This window comes from Bacteroidota bacterium (assembly GCA_013696965.1).
GTDB lineage: Bacteria > Bacteroidota > Bacteroidia > JACCXN01 > JACCXN01 > JACCXN01.
The window spans coordinates 1-16,699 of record JACCXN010000074.1 but is presented as its reverse complement, the minus strand read 5'-3'; the positions used below and the strand labels follow the sequence as shown (position 1 = coordinate 16,699).

Genomic DNA, 16,699 nt, shown 5'->3' with positions numbered 1-16,699 from the left:
ATTATTTCTTATTTTCAATAATTTATTATTAATCTAAAATAGATATATACATTTGTATTACAAAAAACAAAAAAATGAAAAACTATTCCTTTATTATTGTTTTTTTTCTTGCTTTTCCCTCCTTTGCGCAAGATATAATTACAAAAAAAAACGGTGAAGAAATTAAAGCATTAGTAAAAGAAATAACTCCGAATGAAATAAAATACAAACGTTTTGATAATCCTGATGGCCCTCTTATTTATTTAGCCAAAAGCGATATTTTCCTTATAACCTACCAAAATGGAATTACTGAGAAATTTGGAAAGGAAACTCCACAGGTTGAAAAAGCAATTCCTGAAGCTGATAAGCCGCATCCAGCACAACCACAGGAATATCCCCATACAATAAGACCAGTTAATTTAAGTGGCCCAAGGCTTGGGTTCACTTATATATCACCTGGTAGGACTGCCAATAGATTAAAGGATGAATTTAATGCCGTTCCTTTCCTCAGCCTGTTTGGTTGGCAGTTTGAGACCCAGTTTTTCACTCTGCCTTCTGGAACCACAGGGGTTGTTGAGTTTATTCCACTCATTGGTGGTCTTGAACAAGGACTTTTTCTACCTACGGCAAGCTTACTAATTGGTATGAGAGGACCATCTGGTATTGAATTGGGCATGGGGCCAAATCTTTCTTTATCCGGAGCTGCTATGGTATTTGCAGCAGGAATAAATCTTAGAAATTCTGAAATTAATTTCCCGGTTAATTTTGCTGTAGTGGCTTCTCCTGGTGGAGTAAGGTACAGTATTGTTTTGGGCTTTAATATGCGTAAAAATTAAAAAAAATGAAAATTATCTTATTTATCTTTCTTGCTTTATTTTCAATTTCCTTTTCTGTAAAAGGCCAGGACACAATTATTACCGTAAACGGAGAAATATTAACTGGAAAAATTATTGAAATAGGCATTAAATATGTGGAATTCAACAGACCAAGTGGATTAAATGCCTCACTCCCCTTGCTTGAAGTGTTCATGATAAAATATGCAAATGGAACAAAAGAGGTTTTTCCTGGCCATTTAGATACTGAGATAGAAGCAATTGGTAAATCATCTACAACAGATCTCTATTTTAAAGGAAAGGAAGATGTAGAAAAATATTATTCCGGCACAACTCCCTTTTGCCTTGGGGGCATATCCCCAGTTTGCTTACCCATTCTACCGATAGTTATTTTGGCATATTCATCTTCAAATCCTAATCCTAGCCCAAAAATTGTTTCAGATCCTACCTTAATGAAAAATCCTGATTATATGAAAGGATATAAAGACCAATACAGACTGAAAAGTGTGAAAAAAGCAGCCTTAGGAAGTATTATTGGTACAGGGGCTATATTTGCAACATATATGACTTTAATTTTTGTTGCTGCCACATTGTAAAACTAAAATTTAATATTCGAGCTTTATTTTTTAACTTTTTCAGTTAATTGCTGGGCTTTATAATCGGTGTTAAGACCGCTTACAATTGAATTGGTAATTTCAAGAGAATCATTTCCGATCAGAACTGCTCCTCCACCTCTGTTGTAACCCAATACAAAATTAATATCATTCTGCATCCTGAATTTATTTAGGTACTCATAAATGGCTATTTGAATTTTTTCATTCATTTCCTGCTCCATTTCCATAAATTTCAATGCCAGTTCATCTTTTAACTCCAAAAGTTTTTGTTGCTTTTCCATTAACTCTCCCTCTTTTCGTTGAGCTTCTTCCATTGTAATTAATCCCTTGCCGGCCTTATTTTGTAAATCTATATATTCTTTTTCAAAAGCACTTAATTTTGTTTTAAATTGGCTTTCAAGTTTTAATTTTTCGATTTTAAGATTATCCTGTGCATCTTTTACCAATTCATAATTTACCCAAAGGGAATCAGTATTAACATAATAAATTCCAGTTCCAGAGAGAATATTGCTTGGTGCTTCACCCTCCTGTTGTAGAGGAAGTTCCATTGAAACAGGGTTTTGAGTAGTTGAAAAATGCAGGTAATATAAAAAGCCTATAGCCGCTAAAAGCACGAAATTTATTAAATATGGTAAATTTTTCACTTTGTTTTTTTTTATTTGTTATGAATAAAAACTAATTATTTGATTAAAAAGTATGTTCATTATTTCAGTTGAATTGCTTTTCCAAAAGATTTTCTCATGGCTAGAAAATGTTCGAACACTTCATCTAAAAATGTTTCATTTACACTGTTTTTTAATTCCTCTATACCAGAAACATCATTTTCAGAAATTTTATAACTCTGCTCAAAATTATCTAGTTCAAATTTAATAATGTATTTGGCATTCCAGGAAAAAACAGTTATTTTAAATAATTCATGCGGTATTTCATCTACAACTCTCATAAAATCCATTTTATTGACTGCAAAAATAACTTTTAATCTCTACCTGGCAATTTTTCCATGAATTCATCAAATCCTAGTGGTTTTTTAAATTTTGAATCAGAATATACATTGGCCATTATTTTAATATAACTTGAAATCCCGTTAATTTTAACATATTCTATCAGTACATTTCCATACAATTGCTCCAACAAATCCTCATTCATTTTGTTTTTTGGTTTCAAAAAATGCTTTTGTATTTCTTCGATTTGGCTGTTTTTTTCACGAATACGTCTATCCGATGTTGCAAGAAAATATCCCATATCTAATACCCTTTCTTTAAAATAATCGAAAATAAATTCAAGTTCATTTTCATCCATTGCATCATTAATTGTGAAAAAGAACCCGTTTGCGTAAACAGAATTATAGAGTGAGACATGTATATTGTCTTCTACTCCTGCTTTTTTTAATTGATATGCTTTGGCAATTTGTTCACTGAATTCAACTGGCCTTGTGGAATTTCGCCACTTTTGATAAGCGGCAATATATTTATCTGATCTAAGCAGATTTTCACTTATATCAATGCTTTTGACCTTGTTTTCTCTTGAAAAAAATTGATTAAATAAAGTATCAAAAAATGACATTTGGATTATTTAAAAAATGGAAAAGCTTTATTTTCTATAACTAAAAAACACAATTAAAGATAATAATCTATCTACATTAAAGAAAACAAAATCTAAAAAAAAGGAGTAAATCCAAAAAGGAATAATTAATTGGCTAAAGTAAATTTAAAAGACGATCAGGGTAATTGGTAATTATTCCGTCAACACCAAATCCAATTACCTTAATCATATCTGACTCATCATCAACAGTCCAGGTAAATACTTTTTGGCCATTTTTATGAATTTGATCTACAAGGTTTTTTGAAAGAAATTTATGATTAGGATTAATTGCCTTTACATTGGAATATTCCGTTATTTCACCCCTTTTAAGTTTATTGTCAATATGAAAGGGTACAATAGGTAGATTCCCCAACACCAACTTATGAAGTTCAACTTGATCATTCAACTCTCTTATTTTAAATAGTATACTGTTTTCAAAGGATTGAATAATACATCTATTAATTGAATTGTGTTTTTTAAGCAAATTGATAATATTTTGTTCAATTTCAGGATAATAACCTGTTGCATTTTTAATTTCTATTAAAATTGGTAATTTTATTTCTTCCAGAACCTGTTCCAGTGAAGGAATTGTTTCTCCCTTAAATTTTTGGCTGAATTTTACACCCGCATCAAATAGTTTTAGTTCTTCGAAAGTGAAATTAATTACTTTGCCTTTACCGGTAGTTGTTCTTGAGAGTTCTTCATCATGAATGCAAAGGACCACACCGTCCTTGGATTGATGCACATCTAGTTCAATAATATCGGAACCTTCAATAACTGCTTGTTTAAAAGCAGAAATTGTGTTTTCCGGGGCAATTGCAGAGGAACCTCTGTGGGCAATAACCATTATCCTTTTCAAATCCTCACGCATACAAATAACTACAGAAAAAAATTGTGCAAGAAAAAATTAATAGGTGCAAATATAGCTAAAGGAATCAAGCCAAAAAATTAAGAAAGTATTTAGGCTGCAGAATCTGTTTTTTCAGGATTTGCAATAAAATCAAAGGGGATATTGATCATGTATGCATAATCCTCACCAACCTCAAACATATCATCATCACCATAACACCAGGTAATATTAACATTAAAGCCAGAAGCGTGAATATCGCTGAGTTTATAGAGAATAAACAATAGCATTTTAGAAGATGTAATATTGAAAAATTCTAAATTAAATCTAAAATTGGTTGTTTGGTTTGGATTATAGGAATATATTTTCAACCAATCCAAAATAGGCTCGTAAAAGGTTTTTCCATCAGGAGGTATTGATTTACCTTTAATTTCAAAAATATTATTTAAAACATCAAGCCTAACATCCGGACATATTTCTGTGCCCGGGATTATTAATGGTTCCATAATTCCTATTGTTAAAGCTAATTTAAAACAAATAAGCTTTCAAAATTCATTAATTCTACCTATCTGTATTTAGAGAAGATAAATCAAACAAGAAGAAAGATTATCAAAAAATATTTTTGTCTTTTTTTATAAATTGGAAGAAAAAAAGTACAGGAAATGAGAAACCAGGCCTGGTTTAAAAAACGCTATTCCTTTCAAATACCACATTAAAATTACAAGCTAAGTCCCAAGTTATGCATTGTAAAATCCAATAATTTAATTATTTTTAGTATCATTGCACAAAAAACAAACAAAATTGACACGGACTTTAACATTGCTGGTACTGTTGATAGGATTTGTGTTTTTAGCAGCATTTACTAATAATCCTGGTGTTAAAAGCAAGAATATAAAGATCAAAACAGTTTCTCAGCTAGGTGAAAAATTATTTTTCGACACAATTCTTTCAAAGAATTATTCAATTAGTTGCTCCTCATGCCACAAACCCAATTTTGCTTTCTCAGATAATGTAGCTTTAAGCTTTGGTGTTGATTCAATTAAAACAAAAAGAAACACGCCTACTGTTATGAATGTGGAAGAGATGTCGAGTTTTTTCTGGGATGGAAGAGCATCTTCCCTAGAACAGCAGGCTTTAATGCCTATTGAACATCCTGATGAAATGGGTTTGCCAATTACTGAAGCTATAAAAAGATTAAATGATAACCCTGAATATTCCAGGCTATTTAAGAAAATTTTTAAAAGCAAAGCAAGTAAGGAGAATATAGGAATTAGCCTTGCTGAATTTCAAAAATCACTTGGAACAGCAAACTCTCCCTTTGACAGATGGATGAATGGAAATGAAGGAGCAATGAATGAATCTGCAATCAGGGGAAGGGAAATCTTTAATACTAAGGGCAAATGTTTCGATTGTCACTTTGGACCAGATTTCACTGGAAATGAATTTAAGAATATAGGTCTTTTTAACGGATTAGAATTTAATGATGTTGGTCGTTTTGAAATATCAAAAGACAGTAGCGATTTAGGTAAATTTAAAGTTCCGGGTTTGAGAAACATTGCTGTTACAGCTCCCTATATGCATAACGGCATGTTTACAACATTAAGAGAAAGTATTGAATTTTATAACCAGCCTGATAAGTTTGTCAAAAACAGGATTAATGAAGATAGTTTAATGCTAAGTCCTTTAAACCTTAGCGAGCAAGAAATAACGGATATTGAAGAATTTTTGAAAGCCTTGACCGACAGTCGTTTTTCTTATAATTAAACTGCTAAATCCGTTGCGTAGGCTAAAACAATATACCGCAGGAACTTACCTACGAACATAAAAATTGAAACTAAAGCAAGGTTACTTCGCATTAGCCCTAAACCCACAGCTAAAGGATCGCCAATTATTGGAAGCCAGGTAAACAAACCCATTAGACTACCATATTTATCCAGTTTTACTTTAATGCTTTTTATTTTTTCAGGTTTTATTTTCAATACTTTTTCAATCCATTCCCATTTTCCAATAAAACCCAGAAAATAACAACTCATGCCTCCAAGCCAGTTTCCTGCCGTTGCAACCCATAAACAGGTATACAGATCAAAACCAGTGGCAATCATAATTGCTAATACTCCTTCGGAACCAAAGGGAAGCAAGGTAGCGGCAAAAAAGCTTGCAAAAAAAAGACCCCAGAGGCCGTATTCATAAAAAAATTCCATTAAAGACTCATCATTTCTCTGAATTTAGCCGATTGCCTTCTTGATATTTCAACTTGTTCACCACCCTCAAGGGTTACCATAAGCCCACCATTAAACCAGCTTTCAATCTTACTTATCCATTTTAAATTAATAATATGTTTTCGACTGGCCCTGAAAAAAGCTTTACTGTCCAATCTTTCTTCGAGACTGTTAAGTGATTTTAATATCAATGGCCTGTTGGAATTAAAATAAACCCTAACATAATTTCCTTCAGATTCAAACAAACGTATTTCTGATAGTTTCACAAACCAACATTTCTCTCCGTCCTTGACAAAAACCTGGTCGTTTTCTCCCAGCAATCCCTGAATTATTGAATGTTCAGGATAAACATGTACCTTGGTTTTGGATTCAATTTGCATTACTTTTTTTAACGCCTCATCAAGTCTTTTTGTTTGAATGGGCTTTAATAAATAATCCAGTGCATTTACTTCAAATGCTTTTAAGGCATATTCATCATAAGCTGTCACAAAAATCACATAAGGAACAGCATCTAATTGTTCAAGCATTTGAAAACCGTTTTTTTCTGGCATTTGTATGTCAAGAAAAATAAGATCGGGTTGTTTTTCTTTAATTTGTTCAATGGCTTCATCGGCATTGTTCGCCTCACCAATAATCTCTATCTCAGAATAATCAGAAAGAAGTGATTTTAACTCTTGCCGGGCAAGACGTTCATCATCAATTATCAGTGCTTTCATAATACTTTGGTATTTTAATTTCTGTAATTACTTTATTTTCATTTAAACCTCTGATATTAAAAGTAGCATTATTTCCGTATAACAAACTTAATCTTTCAATCGTATTTTTTATTCCAAAACCTTTTTCCTGATTAATTTCTTCCTTTAATTTTCCATCATTTATTACAGTGATGAATAAAAAATCTCCTTTAACGGCTGTTTGAATTTCAATCTTCCCTCCTTTTATGAGCTTTGCTATACCATGTTTAATGGCATTTTCAACAATTGTTTGAATCATTAATGGGGGTACTTTAAATTGTATAGACAAAGGATCCAATTTATATTCCACATTTAGCCGCTCTTCATACCGGGTAAATTCCAGCCCAAGATAATCTCTTACCAGGCTTAATTCTTCATCAAAAGAAATTAGTCTTTTCCTGCCCATTTGAAGTGTGTTGCGCAAAATATTTGAAAGTTGGGTGATAGCATTTTTTGCCTTTTGAGGATTTTCATCCACCAAAGCTCTTATGCTGTTCATTGCATTAAACATAAAATGAGGATTTAACTGGGATTTTAACCTGTTAAGTTCAATTTCTTTTGTACTGGCCTCCCATTTTAGATTTTTAATTTCTTCCTTCTTATAATTTTCAATAAAATTAAAGAGAAAGTAAATCAATGACCAAACAAAATAAACGAAAGCAATGTTGAGAATATCTGCAAAAAGACCTGCTAATTTAGGAACAGAGAGCGTAGGTTCATATAAAAATGAGATAATAGAAAAGTAAAGCAGGTAATAAACAAGCGATAGAATAAGCGAGGAAATAATAAAGCGCGGAATAAGCTTTATAAAGCCATATTTTAACCACCCGGAACGAATAATAAAGTTCCTGTATACATGAGAAGTGCTTATTCCAATAAAAAAAGAAACAACAAGTCCAGTAATAATCTGGGAACTTAGCTCTTGTTCGAGTTGAATAAAAAAACTGTTTAATAGAACAAACAGAAACCATCCTGAAACCTGGCAGATCCAGTAGATTTTTTGTTTGTTCATTAAATTCTGATTTAATTTAGGAAATAATAAAACTAGGCTAACAATTTACGAATTTAATGCTGTTTATTTTTAGCATTCTTCACATTAAAGCTCCCGGTAAATTAGAGATAAGAATTAAAGCTGTTCACTGTTCCAAACAATGCGTTCAAGCTTTTCAATTGCAAAACCAATTCTAAGCGGATTTGGTTTCAAATAAATTTTTGCATTGATTGATTTTCCGTTTAATGCCTTTGGACTAATCCTGATAATTATACAATCATTGGGCGCTTCCTCAAATTTCAATGAACCATCCGGATTTTTTTCTCCAGAAACAGTATAGGATTTAGCGATGTAATCGGTGAAATTCAAAACATCATCATCACATCCTAATTCCTTATAAACATCCTCCATTATATCTTCAAAGTAATCGCCAAATTTGTCATTTACTTCATCCTGAATTTCATAAACCTTATCTTCTAGCTGATCATAATTTGGATCGTTGTAGGTGATCCTTGATAATTGCTCATTCATTTTTATTATCGTCAATACCTTTTCATTCACAATACCGAAATCCATAATTTTTATTTTTTTGTAAAACTGAAAAAATTTATTCTTTTAAACTAATGATTTTGCTTTTTTTTCGACTTGATTTTTTGAATATAATGCAAGAAACTAACTATTAAAGCGAATTATTATCAGTTATTCAAGAAAAAATTGAATTAAATGGAGTCAGGATGAAAATATTTCTAACAACATTTAAAGGCTATTAACTTCTGAATCCCCGAATTTTCAACCGATTATTAAAAAAAGGAAATACCATTTTCACGCAAAGGGCGCAAAGTTTGTCGCAAAGGCGCAAAAAAAATCAAATAAAAAAATGTGAGGAGCTGCAATAAAAAAACACTCCAAATTCTTTGCGCCCTTTGCGCTAATCTCTTTGCGCCTTTGCGTGATATTTCAAACCGATTATTAATAAAAGGAAATACCATTTTCACGCAAAGGGCACAAAGTTTTTCGCAAAGGCGCAAAAAAAAATCAAATAAAAAAATGCGAGAAGCTGCAATAAAAAAACACTCCAAATTCTTTGCGCCCTTTGCGCTAATCTCTTTGCGCCTTTGCGTGAAATTTTAAACCGATTATTAATAAAAGGAAATACCATTTTCACGCAAAGGCACAAAGTTTTTCGCAAAGGCGCAAAAAAAAATCAAACAAAGCAAAAGAGCGGAGCTGCATTTACAAAATCCACAAAATTCATAGTATTCACTTAAAGGGCGTAAAGAAAAAATTAAATTTATATTGAGAATCTAAACAAAAAACAAACATGGTATTGTAAAATTATTGATTGAAAGTGTGTATATTATTCAATATTATTATCTTTGATATTTAAATCTATACTTATGAAGTTATTTAAATTAATTCTAATTGCATTAGTTACACTTGCTTTTTTCGGTTGTAAAAAAGATAAAGATCCAGATCCAGTAAAGGAAGAGCCTAAGTTAATTTTTAAATTCCAATTTGATTCCACTCAGGTTAGGCTTAATAATTTCGGAAATGTTTCCACCATTCCAAGCACAAATTCAGCTCAATCACCTGTGTTCAATAAAATGAGTGCCCATTACATTGAACTTGCACCCACAAAAAACACAGCTTTAGGACAAGGAACTGTAATTTATAAAAATGAAGAAACAACTTTAGGGGGAACCAGAGCAATTGATTTTTCAAAGGCAATTATTAAAGGAAACGGAGAAATATTTTTTTCCATTCCTTTAAAAGATATTCCTAAAGGAAATTATGAATGGTTAAGAGTTTCCCTTGCCTACCAAAATTACGATATTAAGTACAAATCAGATATTTATTATGGTTCCGGAACACTGGCCTCTTTTATTGGGTACAATACTTTTATAACCAGTTACAACATTAAGAACCAACCGGTGCAGGTAAATGAAAATAAACCACAAGGATTCTGGGGTTTTGAAACTACCGCTTATGGCACAACATATACATCCATAGGCCAGGCTCCTCCTGGAGCAACAACGGTTCCAAATCCAATTGCCTCAACCTCCCCTATCCCGGCTGGTTCCTGTGTGGTTACCGGAGAATTTATTAATCCCCAAGGACAAACTGTTCCATTACAATTATTAGCGATGACAAATAAAGATATAGTAATTACTGTTTCACTTTCCACCAATAAAAGCTTTGAATGGAAGGATGCCAATATGGATGGATGGTTTGAACCAGCAGCCGGTGATACTGTAGTTGATATGGGTATTAGAGGATTAATACCTTTTATTAATTAGACAAAATTCTAGCGTTTAGAAAAATAAATTATTTTCATTTTAATTTATTTTTTTAAAAAAGCAATAAACCTATTTTCCTTTTACGCATTCAATGCAACTCTGTGATTCCTTTGTGTTCTTTGTGTAAAATAAAAAAGCGGAATCGGCTCAGATATTGCTGAACTCAATTATTTCACAGAGTTACAAGGTAAAGTCACAGAGGGCCATACAGATTACCTGGACTTTATAATCAAATAAAACTGACCAGATCACTGCTGTTTAAATCGAACTCAGGTTATTTGTGAAATACTCCACAAAAAACAACATAGAATAAGCTTGTATTATTTAAAATTTGTAACTTCGTTAACAATTGCATGCATTGCATCGCTTTCAGCTTTAGCTTGTTCATTTGTTAGGTTCAGGTAGTTTTTCAAATCCAATAAAAGCATAGGCAAAAGCTTAGAAATTGTTGATACTTCAAAATAGAGTTTACCTGTTCGCCTTACAAAAAAATCATGTAAATGCAGAACAGCTTCATTGTTTACGGTAAACCATAATTCTGCCCTAGCGAGCGCTATTTCCTGATCTGAATCATTAAATTCAAAAAATTTATTTAAAATCAAATCTGTTTGTTTGCCATAAGTGCGAACCAGGCTTACAGCTTTATTTTTCCCTAAACCCTTGTTTTTTATCTTTTGGAAAACTTCCTGAATATAGTCATTTACTTGACTGGGTTTTTGAAATTCCCCACCACTAATTACAATTTGTTCTGTTTTACATTTAACTTTCGTAAATCCGGATAATTGATTTAGGTTTTCAACTACAATATCCACTATCCTTTGCGCCATTTTCCTGTATCCGGTAAGCTTACCTCCGGCAATTGAAATTAATCCTGCCGGAGAAATAAAAATTTCATCTTTGCGTGATAGTTCAGAGGGTGATTTATCCTTTTCATGTATTAATGGCCTTAAACCTGCCCAACTTGAAATTATATCTTCAATGGTAAGCTTACAATCCTTGAACATAAAATTAACTGAGTCAATAAGGTAATTTACATCCGTTTTGGTTATAACAGGATCCTCCAGTTTTCCTATAAAGTCAGTATCCGTTGTACCAAAATAAGTAATGTTTCCACGTGGAATTGCAAACAACATTCTTCCATCCTGAGCATCGAAATAAACAGATTGTTTAACAGGTAGTTTTTCACTCGGAACAACTAAATGTACTCCTTTTGTGAGATGTAAATACTTTCCTTTTATAAAAAGATCCTGTTTTCTGATTTCATCTACCCATGGACCTGTAGCATTTACAATTTGTTTTGCCCTTATAATTAATATACGGTGGGATATTAAATCTTCACATTCAATGCCTATTATTTTTTTATTATCGTAAATAAATTTTTTAGCCTCCAAATAATTGCCAGCATGTGTTCCGTATTTAGCAGCTGTTTTAATAATTTCAATTGCAAGTCGTGCATCATCCGTTCTGTATTCAACGTATAAACCAGCGCCTTTTAGAATATCCTTTCTTAGCAGGGGTTCTATTTCCAGGGTTTGTTCTTTAGAAAGTATTTTTCTCCGATCCTCTTTTTTCACCCGTATTAAAAAATCATAAACAAATAACCCGATTGATGCTGCCAGCTTGGTATAATTTCCATTTTTAATAATAGGAAGAAGCATTTTTTCAGGCACAACTAAATGAGGAGCATTGGAATAAACAATGGCCCTCTCCCTGCCTACCTCCCTTACCAGGTTAATTTCAAACTGTTTTAAATACCTTAGCCCACCATGTATTAACTTAGTGGAACGCGAACTTGTTCCAGCTGCAAAATCTTGTTTATCTATAAGCGCTGTTTTTATTCCTCTTGATGCAGCATCTAATGCAATGCCTGCCCCAGTAATTCCCCCTCCTATTATCAATAAGTCATATTCATTGGATGATAATTCTTCTAAAAGTGAGGATCTATTAAGGGAAGAAAGCAAATTCATTTAATAAATATTAAATTATAAACCAGAATAAAATACAAGGAATTAAAGATAATAGGTTTGTTGTCTACATAAAAATCTGCTTTTTTATTTTACTGAAATTAAAGTTTTTGCTAAAGGTCATTGTTTGAATGTAAAATCAACCACCAACAGGTAATAAGTCATAAAGTATTTTAAAAAAACCCATATAAACTTTTTCTTGATTTCCTTCTTGCCATTCTTCTACAAAGCAAAAATTTTCCAATCCTCCAATACAAGTAATCGCATCAAAAACTCCAAAATCCCCAGGTTTTATAGTACGACAATCCTTAACTATAACATTCAAGTCATTTTTTCTACAGGCTTCTGCTTTTCCCTCTGAATCTAATAGTTAAATATAAGTTGTTTTACCAAAGCTGCAAATTTATTTTCACATAGCTATATATTCCCTTATTTATAAATAAAAAATTACTTTAAATCATATTCCCTGATAACAAGGAATACATTTTGAAGAGTGCTATAAAATTCTTCAGCATTTGTTTAAAAACAGGGCGAAAGTTTACCCGGAATTTCAGGATAAAAATGTATATTTAAAAATCAAACCGCTTTTATTACCTTTACTGGCTTACATTTAAACAAATTTTTTATACTTGTAAGAAAACATTTAATGGTGCCAAATAAATTGCTTTGCTGTTTAAAACCCCATAGTTTTTTTTGAAATTCAGGATTAAATGCAATTCTTGAAAGTTGGCTGAATCTCTACATAAAGGCTTGAGATGAGTATATATAAACTCATCCTGTATATCATAAAATAAATTGATGAAAAAAATATATCCATTGTTTATTGCTTTTATTCCAATGCTTATTTTTGCCCAACAGGCTGATATTAAAGGAAAAATAATGGATGAAAAGGATAAACTTTCAGTGCCAGGGGCAAACATTTTGTTAATTTCAGTTTCTGACACAACCGTGTTTAAGGGAACCATTACAGATAGTGATGGTCGCTTTGAATTTAAAGGGGAAAATTATGGTAAGTATATACTTAGAGCATCTTTTATTGGATATGATTTCAAAGAAACTTATGTAGAGGCTAATAAATCATTTGTTGATATTGGTACTTTGGTAATAAAACAATCTTCTATATTACTCAAAAGTATTCAAGTGGAAGAAACGCAGGTAAGGGTTGAACAAAATGGAGATACTACCCAATACAATGCAGATGCCTTTAAAACTAATCCGGATGCAAATGCTGAGGATCTGGTAACTAAAATGCCAGGCATTACCCTGGAAGGGGGAAAGATTAAAGCGCAGGGAGAAGATGTGAAACAGGTTTTTGTGGATGGTAAGCCTTTTTTTGGTGATGATCCAAATATGGCTCTTAAAAATATGCCTGCTGAAGTAATTTCCCAGATTCAGGTATTCGACAGAATGAGCGATCAGGCTAAATTCACTGGTATTGATGATGGAAACACCAGTAAGGCAATTAATATTATAACCAAAAGCGGCAAAAACAACGGACAATTCGGGAGGATTTACGGGGGTTACGGTACAGATGACAGATACAATGCTGGTTTATCAATGAATTTATTCGATGGTGCCAGGAGAATAACTTTATTAGGCCTAAGCAACAACATCAATCAACAAAATTTTTCTGATGAAGATATTTTGGGTGCAACTGGTGGCAGTAAAGGTGGCGGTGGTAGATGGAGAAGAAGCCCTGAAATGGAGGGCCTTATGGTAAACCAACAAGGTGGTGTAGCAAAAACAAACGCCTTCGGAATAAATTATTCTGACACCTGGGGAAAGAAAATAAGTATTTCGGGAAGTTATTTTTACAACAAAAGCCTTAATGATCAGGTTTCTCAACTCAACAGAACCTTTTTTTCTGACAGAGAAAGTGGACTTACCTACAATGAGAGCAGTAATTCAACCAGTACAAATATCAACCACAGATTAAACCTTAGAATTGAATATAAAATTGATTCTTCAAATACTGTAGTAATCACTCCCAGGCTGAGTTTTCAATCCAATCAAAAAAACTCTTTTATGAATGGTGATTTTTTACTAGATGGTGTTTCGCCTCAAAGTAGAACGTTAAATGATATATTCACTAATGGATCAGGTTATAATATTTCAAATGGAGTTCTTTATCAGTATAAATTCAAGAAGGAAAGAAGGTCTTTTTCAACTAATTTTGAAATAGAAAGCAGGATAAATGACTCCGAACGAAATCAATATTCATTGAATGAATATTATTTTTTGAATGAGAGCACAATCATCGACCAACAATCAGATCAGTATACAAATGGAGTTAATACCTCTGCAAATCTTGCTTTCACAGAACCTCTGAAGGAAAAAAGTGCTATTCAATTTAATTTCACTCCTTCTATTACCAAAAGTAACAGCAATAAAACAACAATGAATGCTGATACAGCAAATGATGAGTATTCCCTAATGGATACTTTGCTTTCCAGCAATTTTGACAATAGTTATTTCTCAAACAAGGTTGGTTCAAACTATGTTTTTAATACCAAAAAAGTCAATTTTAATATGGGCGTTAATTATCAGTATGCTGAATTGACCGGTAATCAATTATTTCCTGAACAGCAAATTATTCAAAGGAATTTCAACAATGTTCTTCCCGAGTTAATGTTTAAATATAATTATACTGAAGCAAAGAATTTTCGCATTCGATATCGTACCAATACATCTGCACCAAGTGTTAATCAACTGCAAAATGTTGTAAATAACAGTAATCCATTGGTTCTTAGCACAGGAAACCCTGATTTGGACCAAAGCTACAGCCATACTCTTTTTACCCGCTATGGTACCGGAGATGTAAAAAAAGGCAAAAGCTTGTTTATTTTCGCTTTTGCTAGTTATACTCAGGATTTTATAACAAATCAAACGCTTATCCCCTCAGAGGAAACAATACTTGCTGATGGAACAATTCTTAACCGCGGAATGCAATTTACACAACCTGTTAATATGGATGGAAATTGGAATACAAGAACTCACGTTTCCTATGGATTACCAATAACAAAACTTAAATCAAACCTTAATTTATCAGCTGGGGCTACTTTCAATAGAGTACCCGCAATGATAAACGATGATGTAAACTATGCAAACAACTCGGGTATAAATGGTGGATTTACTCTGGGAAGCAACATAAGTGAAAAAATAGACTTTAACATTTCCTATAATGCAAGCTATAGCATTGTTAATAACACATTGCAAAAACAGAGTGACAACAATTACTTAATTCAAAATCCATCCGCAAAAATTAATTGGATTATTGGCAAAGGCCTTGTTTTGAACACAAATTTCACCTATCTAAAATACACTGGCCTAACAGAAAGCTTTAACCAGGAATTTTTGCTTTGGAATGCTTCAATTGGATATAAAATGCTAAAAGACAAATCAGTTGAGATAAAATTAAGCGTATTTGATATTCTGGGGCAAAATACAAGTATTAGCAGAAGCATAACAGAAACCTATGTTGAGGATTCAAGAACAAACGTTTTAAGAAGATATTTGATGTTAACTGCAACATATAATTTAAAGAGATTTAAAACTAGTCCGGAAAGGGTTAAATGAGGGTAATGGTTAATTTAGAATAGGATTTATTTTTAACAGCATTAAATGGTTAACCTGGCCTTTTTTCAAATAAACTATAACACTTTAGCGTTATTTATTCTATGAATACAAATCAAAATTTCAGTGATAGTTTAAACAAATTAGAATGGCCGTCTATATATCCATTCAAATTTATAGTTCCTATTGCCCAGTTGGATGAGGTTTTGATCCATTTTCAACTGCAGGAAACCACAATTCGTTTATCTAAAAACGGAAATTATGCAAGTGTTAGCGCAACTCCTTTTTTGTTAAATCCCGAAAAAGTTTTTGAAGTATACAATCAGGTAAGCCAAATTAAAGGACTGATTTCGTTGTAATTGCGTATAAAAAATATTGCATACTAATAATTATTGAATCGAATTGCAATCTAAGCTTAATCGGTTAAGGTTTCAAAACTACTTTCACGCAACTGTCTTTCTTTCCGTTGAAAATTTCATAGGCCCTTGAGGCATCTGAAAGCGATAGTTCATGGGTAATTATATCATTCAGTTTTACTTTTCCTTGCTCCACAAGTTTGGTCAATTCATCATGAATAAAAAAATAAGAATCAACGTTTCCTGCATACCCTCAGGTGGGGCTGGTTTGCAGCGTTTCTGTCCACCGGCACGAAAGGTAATAGAAAGCAATGACTTTTCAAAATGCACCAAGCACCCCACTTGAGGGTATGCAGTGTTATATGATGGCGTTTCCTGTCTTTCACAATCTTACTGTTGTTGCGTTTTGCATATAATTATTAGAACATTTTTTGGCTCTGCGGGTAGGGTGTTTTATCCTTTTTAAGTGGGGGGAGAAAAATTTAAAATTCTTCTTTTACCTGGGCGGTAAAGACAGAAGCTTATTTACAATTTTTGGATTGTGAGATGGTTGGTGGGAATTGTAAATGTGCTTATGGCTGTGTGTGTCTCGTCCTGAAAAAAGTTTACAGTTTTGTTAGTTAATCCTGCAATAAGTTTACAGTTTGATTTTAGTCCTGATATTGGTTTACAATGTTACAGTTTTTTTCATAATAATTCTTCCATAGTTTT

The 16,699-nt window shown here is 32.5% G+C and carries 18 protein-coding genes; 6 read left to right on the top strand and 12 right to left on the bottom strand.

Translation table 11 applies throughout. The annotated features are described in order from the left end of the window. Positions 1-74: 74 nt before the first annotated feature. Together H0V01_11285 and H0V01_11280 are read left to right on the top strand one after the other, a co-directional pair. Positions 75-815 carry a hypothetical protein gene (locus H0V01_11285; protein MBA2583953.1) on the top strand — a complete coding sequence of 247 codons (741 nt, stop codon included), beginning with the start codon at positions 75-77 and terminating at the stop codon, positions 813-815. 5 nt (positions 816-820) lie between these two features. Further along, positions 821-1,408, top strand: coding sequence for a hypothetical protein (locus H0V01_11280; protein ID MBA2583952.1), 588 nt, complete (start codon positions 821-823; stop codon positions 1,406-1,408). A 23-nt stretch (positions 1,409-1,431) separates the two neighbouring features. On the opposite strand, the gene H0V01_11275 is transcribed toward H0V01_11280, so the two are convergent. From H0V01_11275 to H0V01_11255, 5 genes are all read right to left on the bottom strand, one after another. After that, a complete protein-coding gene (locus tag H0V01_11275; protein ID MBA2583951.1) occupies positions 1,432-2,070 on the bottom strand; it encodes an OmpH family outer membrane protein in 639 nt (212 codons plus the stop codon). Positions 2,071-2,129: 59 nt separating this feature from the next. Then, positions 2,130-2,369, bottom strand: a complete 240-nt coding sequence (locus tag H0V01_11270; GenBank protein MBA2583950.1) for a hypothetical protein — start codon at positions 2,367-2,369, stop codon at positions 2,130-2,132. Positions 2,370-2,401: 32 nt separating this feature from the next. Then, complete coding sequence (locus H0V01_11265) at positions 2,402-2,989, bottom strand: hypothetical protein (GenBank protein MBA2583949.1); 588 nt, start codon at positions 2,987-2,989, stop codon at positions 2,402-2,404. Positions 2,990-3,122: 133 nt separating this feature from the next. Continuing rightward, positions 3,123-3,878: a glycerophosphodiester phosphodiesterase gene (locus H0V01_11260; protein MBA2583948.1), complete on the bottom strand. Its 756-nt coding sequence runs from the start codon at positions 3,876-3,878 to the stop codon at positions 3,123-3,125. Positions 3,879-3,967: 89 nt separating this feature from the next. Next, entirely contained in the window at positions 3,968-4,360 is a 393-nt protein-coding gene (locus H0V01_11255) for a DUF1987 domain-containing protein (protein ID MBA2583947.1), read from the bottom strand. Between the two features lie 295 nt (positions 4,361-4,655). Between H0V01_11255 and H0V01_11250 the strand changes: the two genes are divergently transcribed. Beyond that, entirely contained in the window at positions 4,656-5,618 is a 963-nt protein-coding gene (locus tag H0V01_11250; GenBank protein MBA2583946.1) for a c-type cytochrome, read from the top strand. On the opposite strand, the gene H0V01_11245 is transcribed toward H0V01_11250, so the two are convergent. From H0V01_11245 to H0V01_11230, 4 genes are all read right to left on the bottom strand, one after another. Continuing rightward, on the bottom strand, positions 5,615-6,055 hold the full coding sequence (locus H0V01_11245; protein ID MBA2583945.1) for a DedA family protein: 441 nt from the start codon (positions 6,053-6,055) through the stop codon (positions 5,615-5,617). The two genes, H0V01_11250 and H0V01_11245, sit on opposite strands and share 4 nt — an antisense overlap. Then, on the bottom strand, positions 6,055-6,789 hold the full coding sequence (locus H0V01_11240; protein ID MBA2583944.1) for a response regulator transcription factor: 735 nt from the start codon (positions 6,787-6,789) through the stop codon (positions 6,055-6,057). Before H0V01_11240 ends, H0V01_11245 begins: the two co-directional genes overlap by 1 nt. Further along, a complete protein-coding gene (locus H0V01_11235; GenBank protein MBA2583943.1) occupies positions 6,770-7,819 on the bottom strand; it encodes a histidine kinase in 1,050 nt (349 codons plus the stop codon). The genes H0V01_11240 and H0V01_11235 overlap by 20 nt, the downstream gene beginning before the upstream one ends. Before the next feature lie 114 nt (positions 7,820-7,933). Continuing rightward, positions 7,934-8,374 (bottom strand): hypothetical protein, encoded by a 441-nt coding sequence (locus H0V01_11230; GenBank protein MBA2583942.1) that lies wholly within the window; start codon positions 8,372-8,374, stop codon positions 7,934-7,936. Between the two features lie 821 nt (positions 8,375-9,195). Between H0V01_11230 and H0V01_11225 the strand changes: the two genes are divergently transcribed. Next, positions 9,196-10,095 (top strand): hypothetical protein, encoded by a 900-nt coding sequence (locus H0V01_11225; GenBank protein ID MBA2583941.1) that lies wholly within the window; start codon positions 9,196-9,198, stop codon positions 10,093-10,095. A 320-nt stretch (positions 10,096-10,415) separates the two neighbouring features. Here the strand turns inward: H0V01_11225 and H0V01_11220 are convergent, their stop codons facing one another. After that, complete coding sequence (locus H0V01_11220) at positions 10,416-12,062, bottom strand: glycerol-3-phosphate dehydrogenase/oxidase (GenBank protein MBA2583940.1); 1,647 nt, start codon at positions 12,060-12,062, stop codon at positions 10,416-10,418. Between the two features lie 136 nt (positions 12,063-12,198). After that, a complete protein-coding gene (locus tag H0V01_11215; GenBank protein MBA2583939.1) occupies positions 12,199-12,384 on the bottom strand; it encodes a hypothetical protein in 186 nt (61 codons plus the stop codon). A gap of 473 nt (positions 12,385-12,857) precedes the next feature. Between H0V01_11215 and H0V01_11210 the strand changes: the two genes are divergently transcribed. Together H0V01_11210 and H0V01_11205 are read left to right on the top strand one after the other, a co-directional pair. Continuing rightward, positions 12,858-15,635 (top strand): TonB-dependent receptor, encoded by a 2,778-nt coding sequence (locus H0V01_11210; protein MBA2583938.1) that lies wholly within the window; start codon positions 12,858-12,860, stop codon positions 15,633-15,635. A 101-nt stretch (positions 15,636-15,736) separates the two neighbouring features. Next, positions 15,737-15,991, top strand: coding sequence for a DUF493 family protein (locus tag H0V01_11205; GenBank protein MBA2583937.1), 255 nt, complete (start codon positions 15,737-15,739; stop codon positions 15,989-15,991). 64 nt (positions 15,992-16,055) lie between these two features. Here H0V01_11205 and H0V01_11200 read toward each other — a convergent pair whose 3' ends face one another. Further along, entirely contained in the window at positions 16,056-16,196 is a 141-nt protein-coding gene (locus tag H0V01_11200; GenBank protein MBA2583936.1) for a hypothetical protein, read from the bottom strand. Between the last annotated feature and the right edge of the window lie 503 nt (positions 16,197-16,699).

Bases quoted from the DNA above. Each gene is read 5' to 3' on its own strand.
- H0V01_11270 (MBA2583950.1), bottom strand. From the start codon at position 2,369: ATGAGAGTTGTAGATGAAATACCGCATGAATTATTTAAAATAACTGTT.
- H0V01_11230 (MBA2583942.1), bottom strand. From the start codon at position 8,374: ATGGATTTCGGTATTGTGAATGAAAAGGTATTGACGATAATAAAAATG.
- H0V01_11210 (MBA2583938.1), top strand. From the start codon at position 12,858: ATGAAAAAAATATATCCATTGTTTATTGCTTTTATTCCAATGCTTATT.
- H0V01_11280 (MBA2583952.1), top strand. From the start codon at position 821: ATGAAAATTATCTTATTTATCTTTCTTGCTTTATTTTCAATTTCCTTT.
- H0V01_11220 (MBA2583940.1), bottom strand. From the start codon at position 12,062: ATGAATTTGCTTTCTTCCCTTAATAGATCCTCACTTTTAGAAGAATTA.
- H0V01_11225 (MBA2583941.1), top strand. From the start codon at position 9,196: ATGAAGTTATTTAAATTAATTCTAATTGCATTAGTTACACTTGCTTTT.
- H0V01_11240 (MBA2583944.1), bottom strand. From the start codon at position 6,789: ATGAAAGCACTGATAATTGATGATGAACGTCTTGCCCGGCAAGAGTTA.
- H0V01_11205 (MBA2583937.1), top strand. From the start codon at position 15,737: ATGAATACAAATCAAAATTTCAGTGATAGTTTAAACAAATTAGAATGG.
- H0V01_11260 (MBA2583948.1), bottom strand. From the start codon at position 3,878: ATGCGTGAGGATTTGAAAAGGATAATGGTTATTGCCCACAGAGGTTCC.
- H0V01_11235 (MBA2583943.1), bottom strand. From the start codon at position 7,819: ATGAACAAACAAAAAATCTACTGGATCTGCCAGGTTTCAGGATGGTTT.
- H0V01_11285 (MBA2583953.1), top strand. From the start codon at position 75: ATGAAAAACTATTCCTTTATTATTGTTTTTTTTCTTGCTTTTCCCTCC.
- H0V01_11255 (MBA2583947.1), bottom strand. From the start codon at position 4,360: ATGGAACCATTAATAATCCCGGGCACAGAAATATGTCCGGATGTTAGG.
- H0V01_11265 (MBA2583949.1), bottom strand. From the start codon at position 2,989: ATGTCATTTTTTGATACTTTATTTAATCAATTTTTTTCAAGAGAAAAC.
- H0V01_11245 (MBA2583945.1), bottom strand. From the start codon at position 6,055: ATGGAATTTTTTTATGAATACGGCCTCTGGGGTCTTTTTTTTGCAAGC.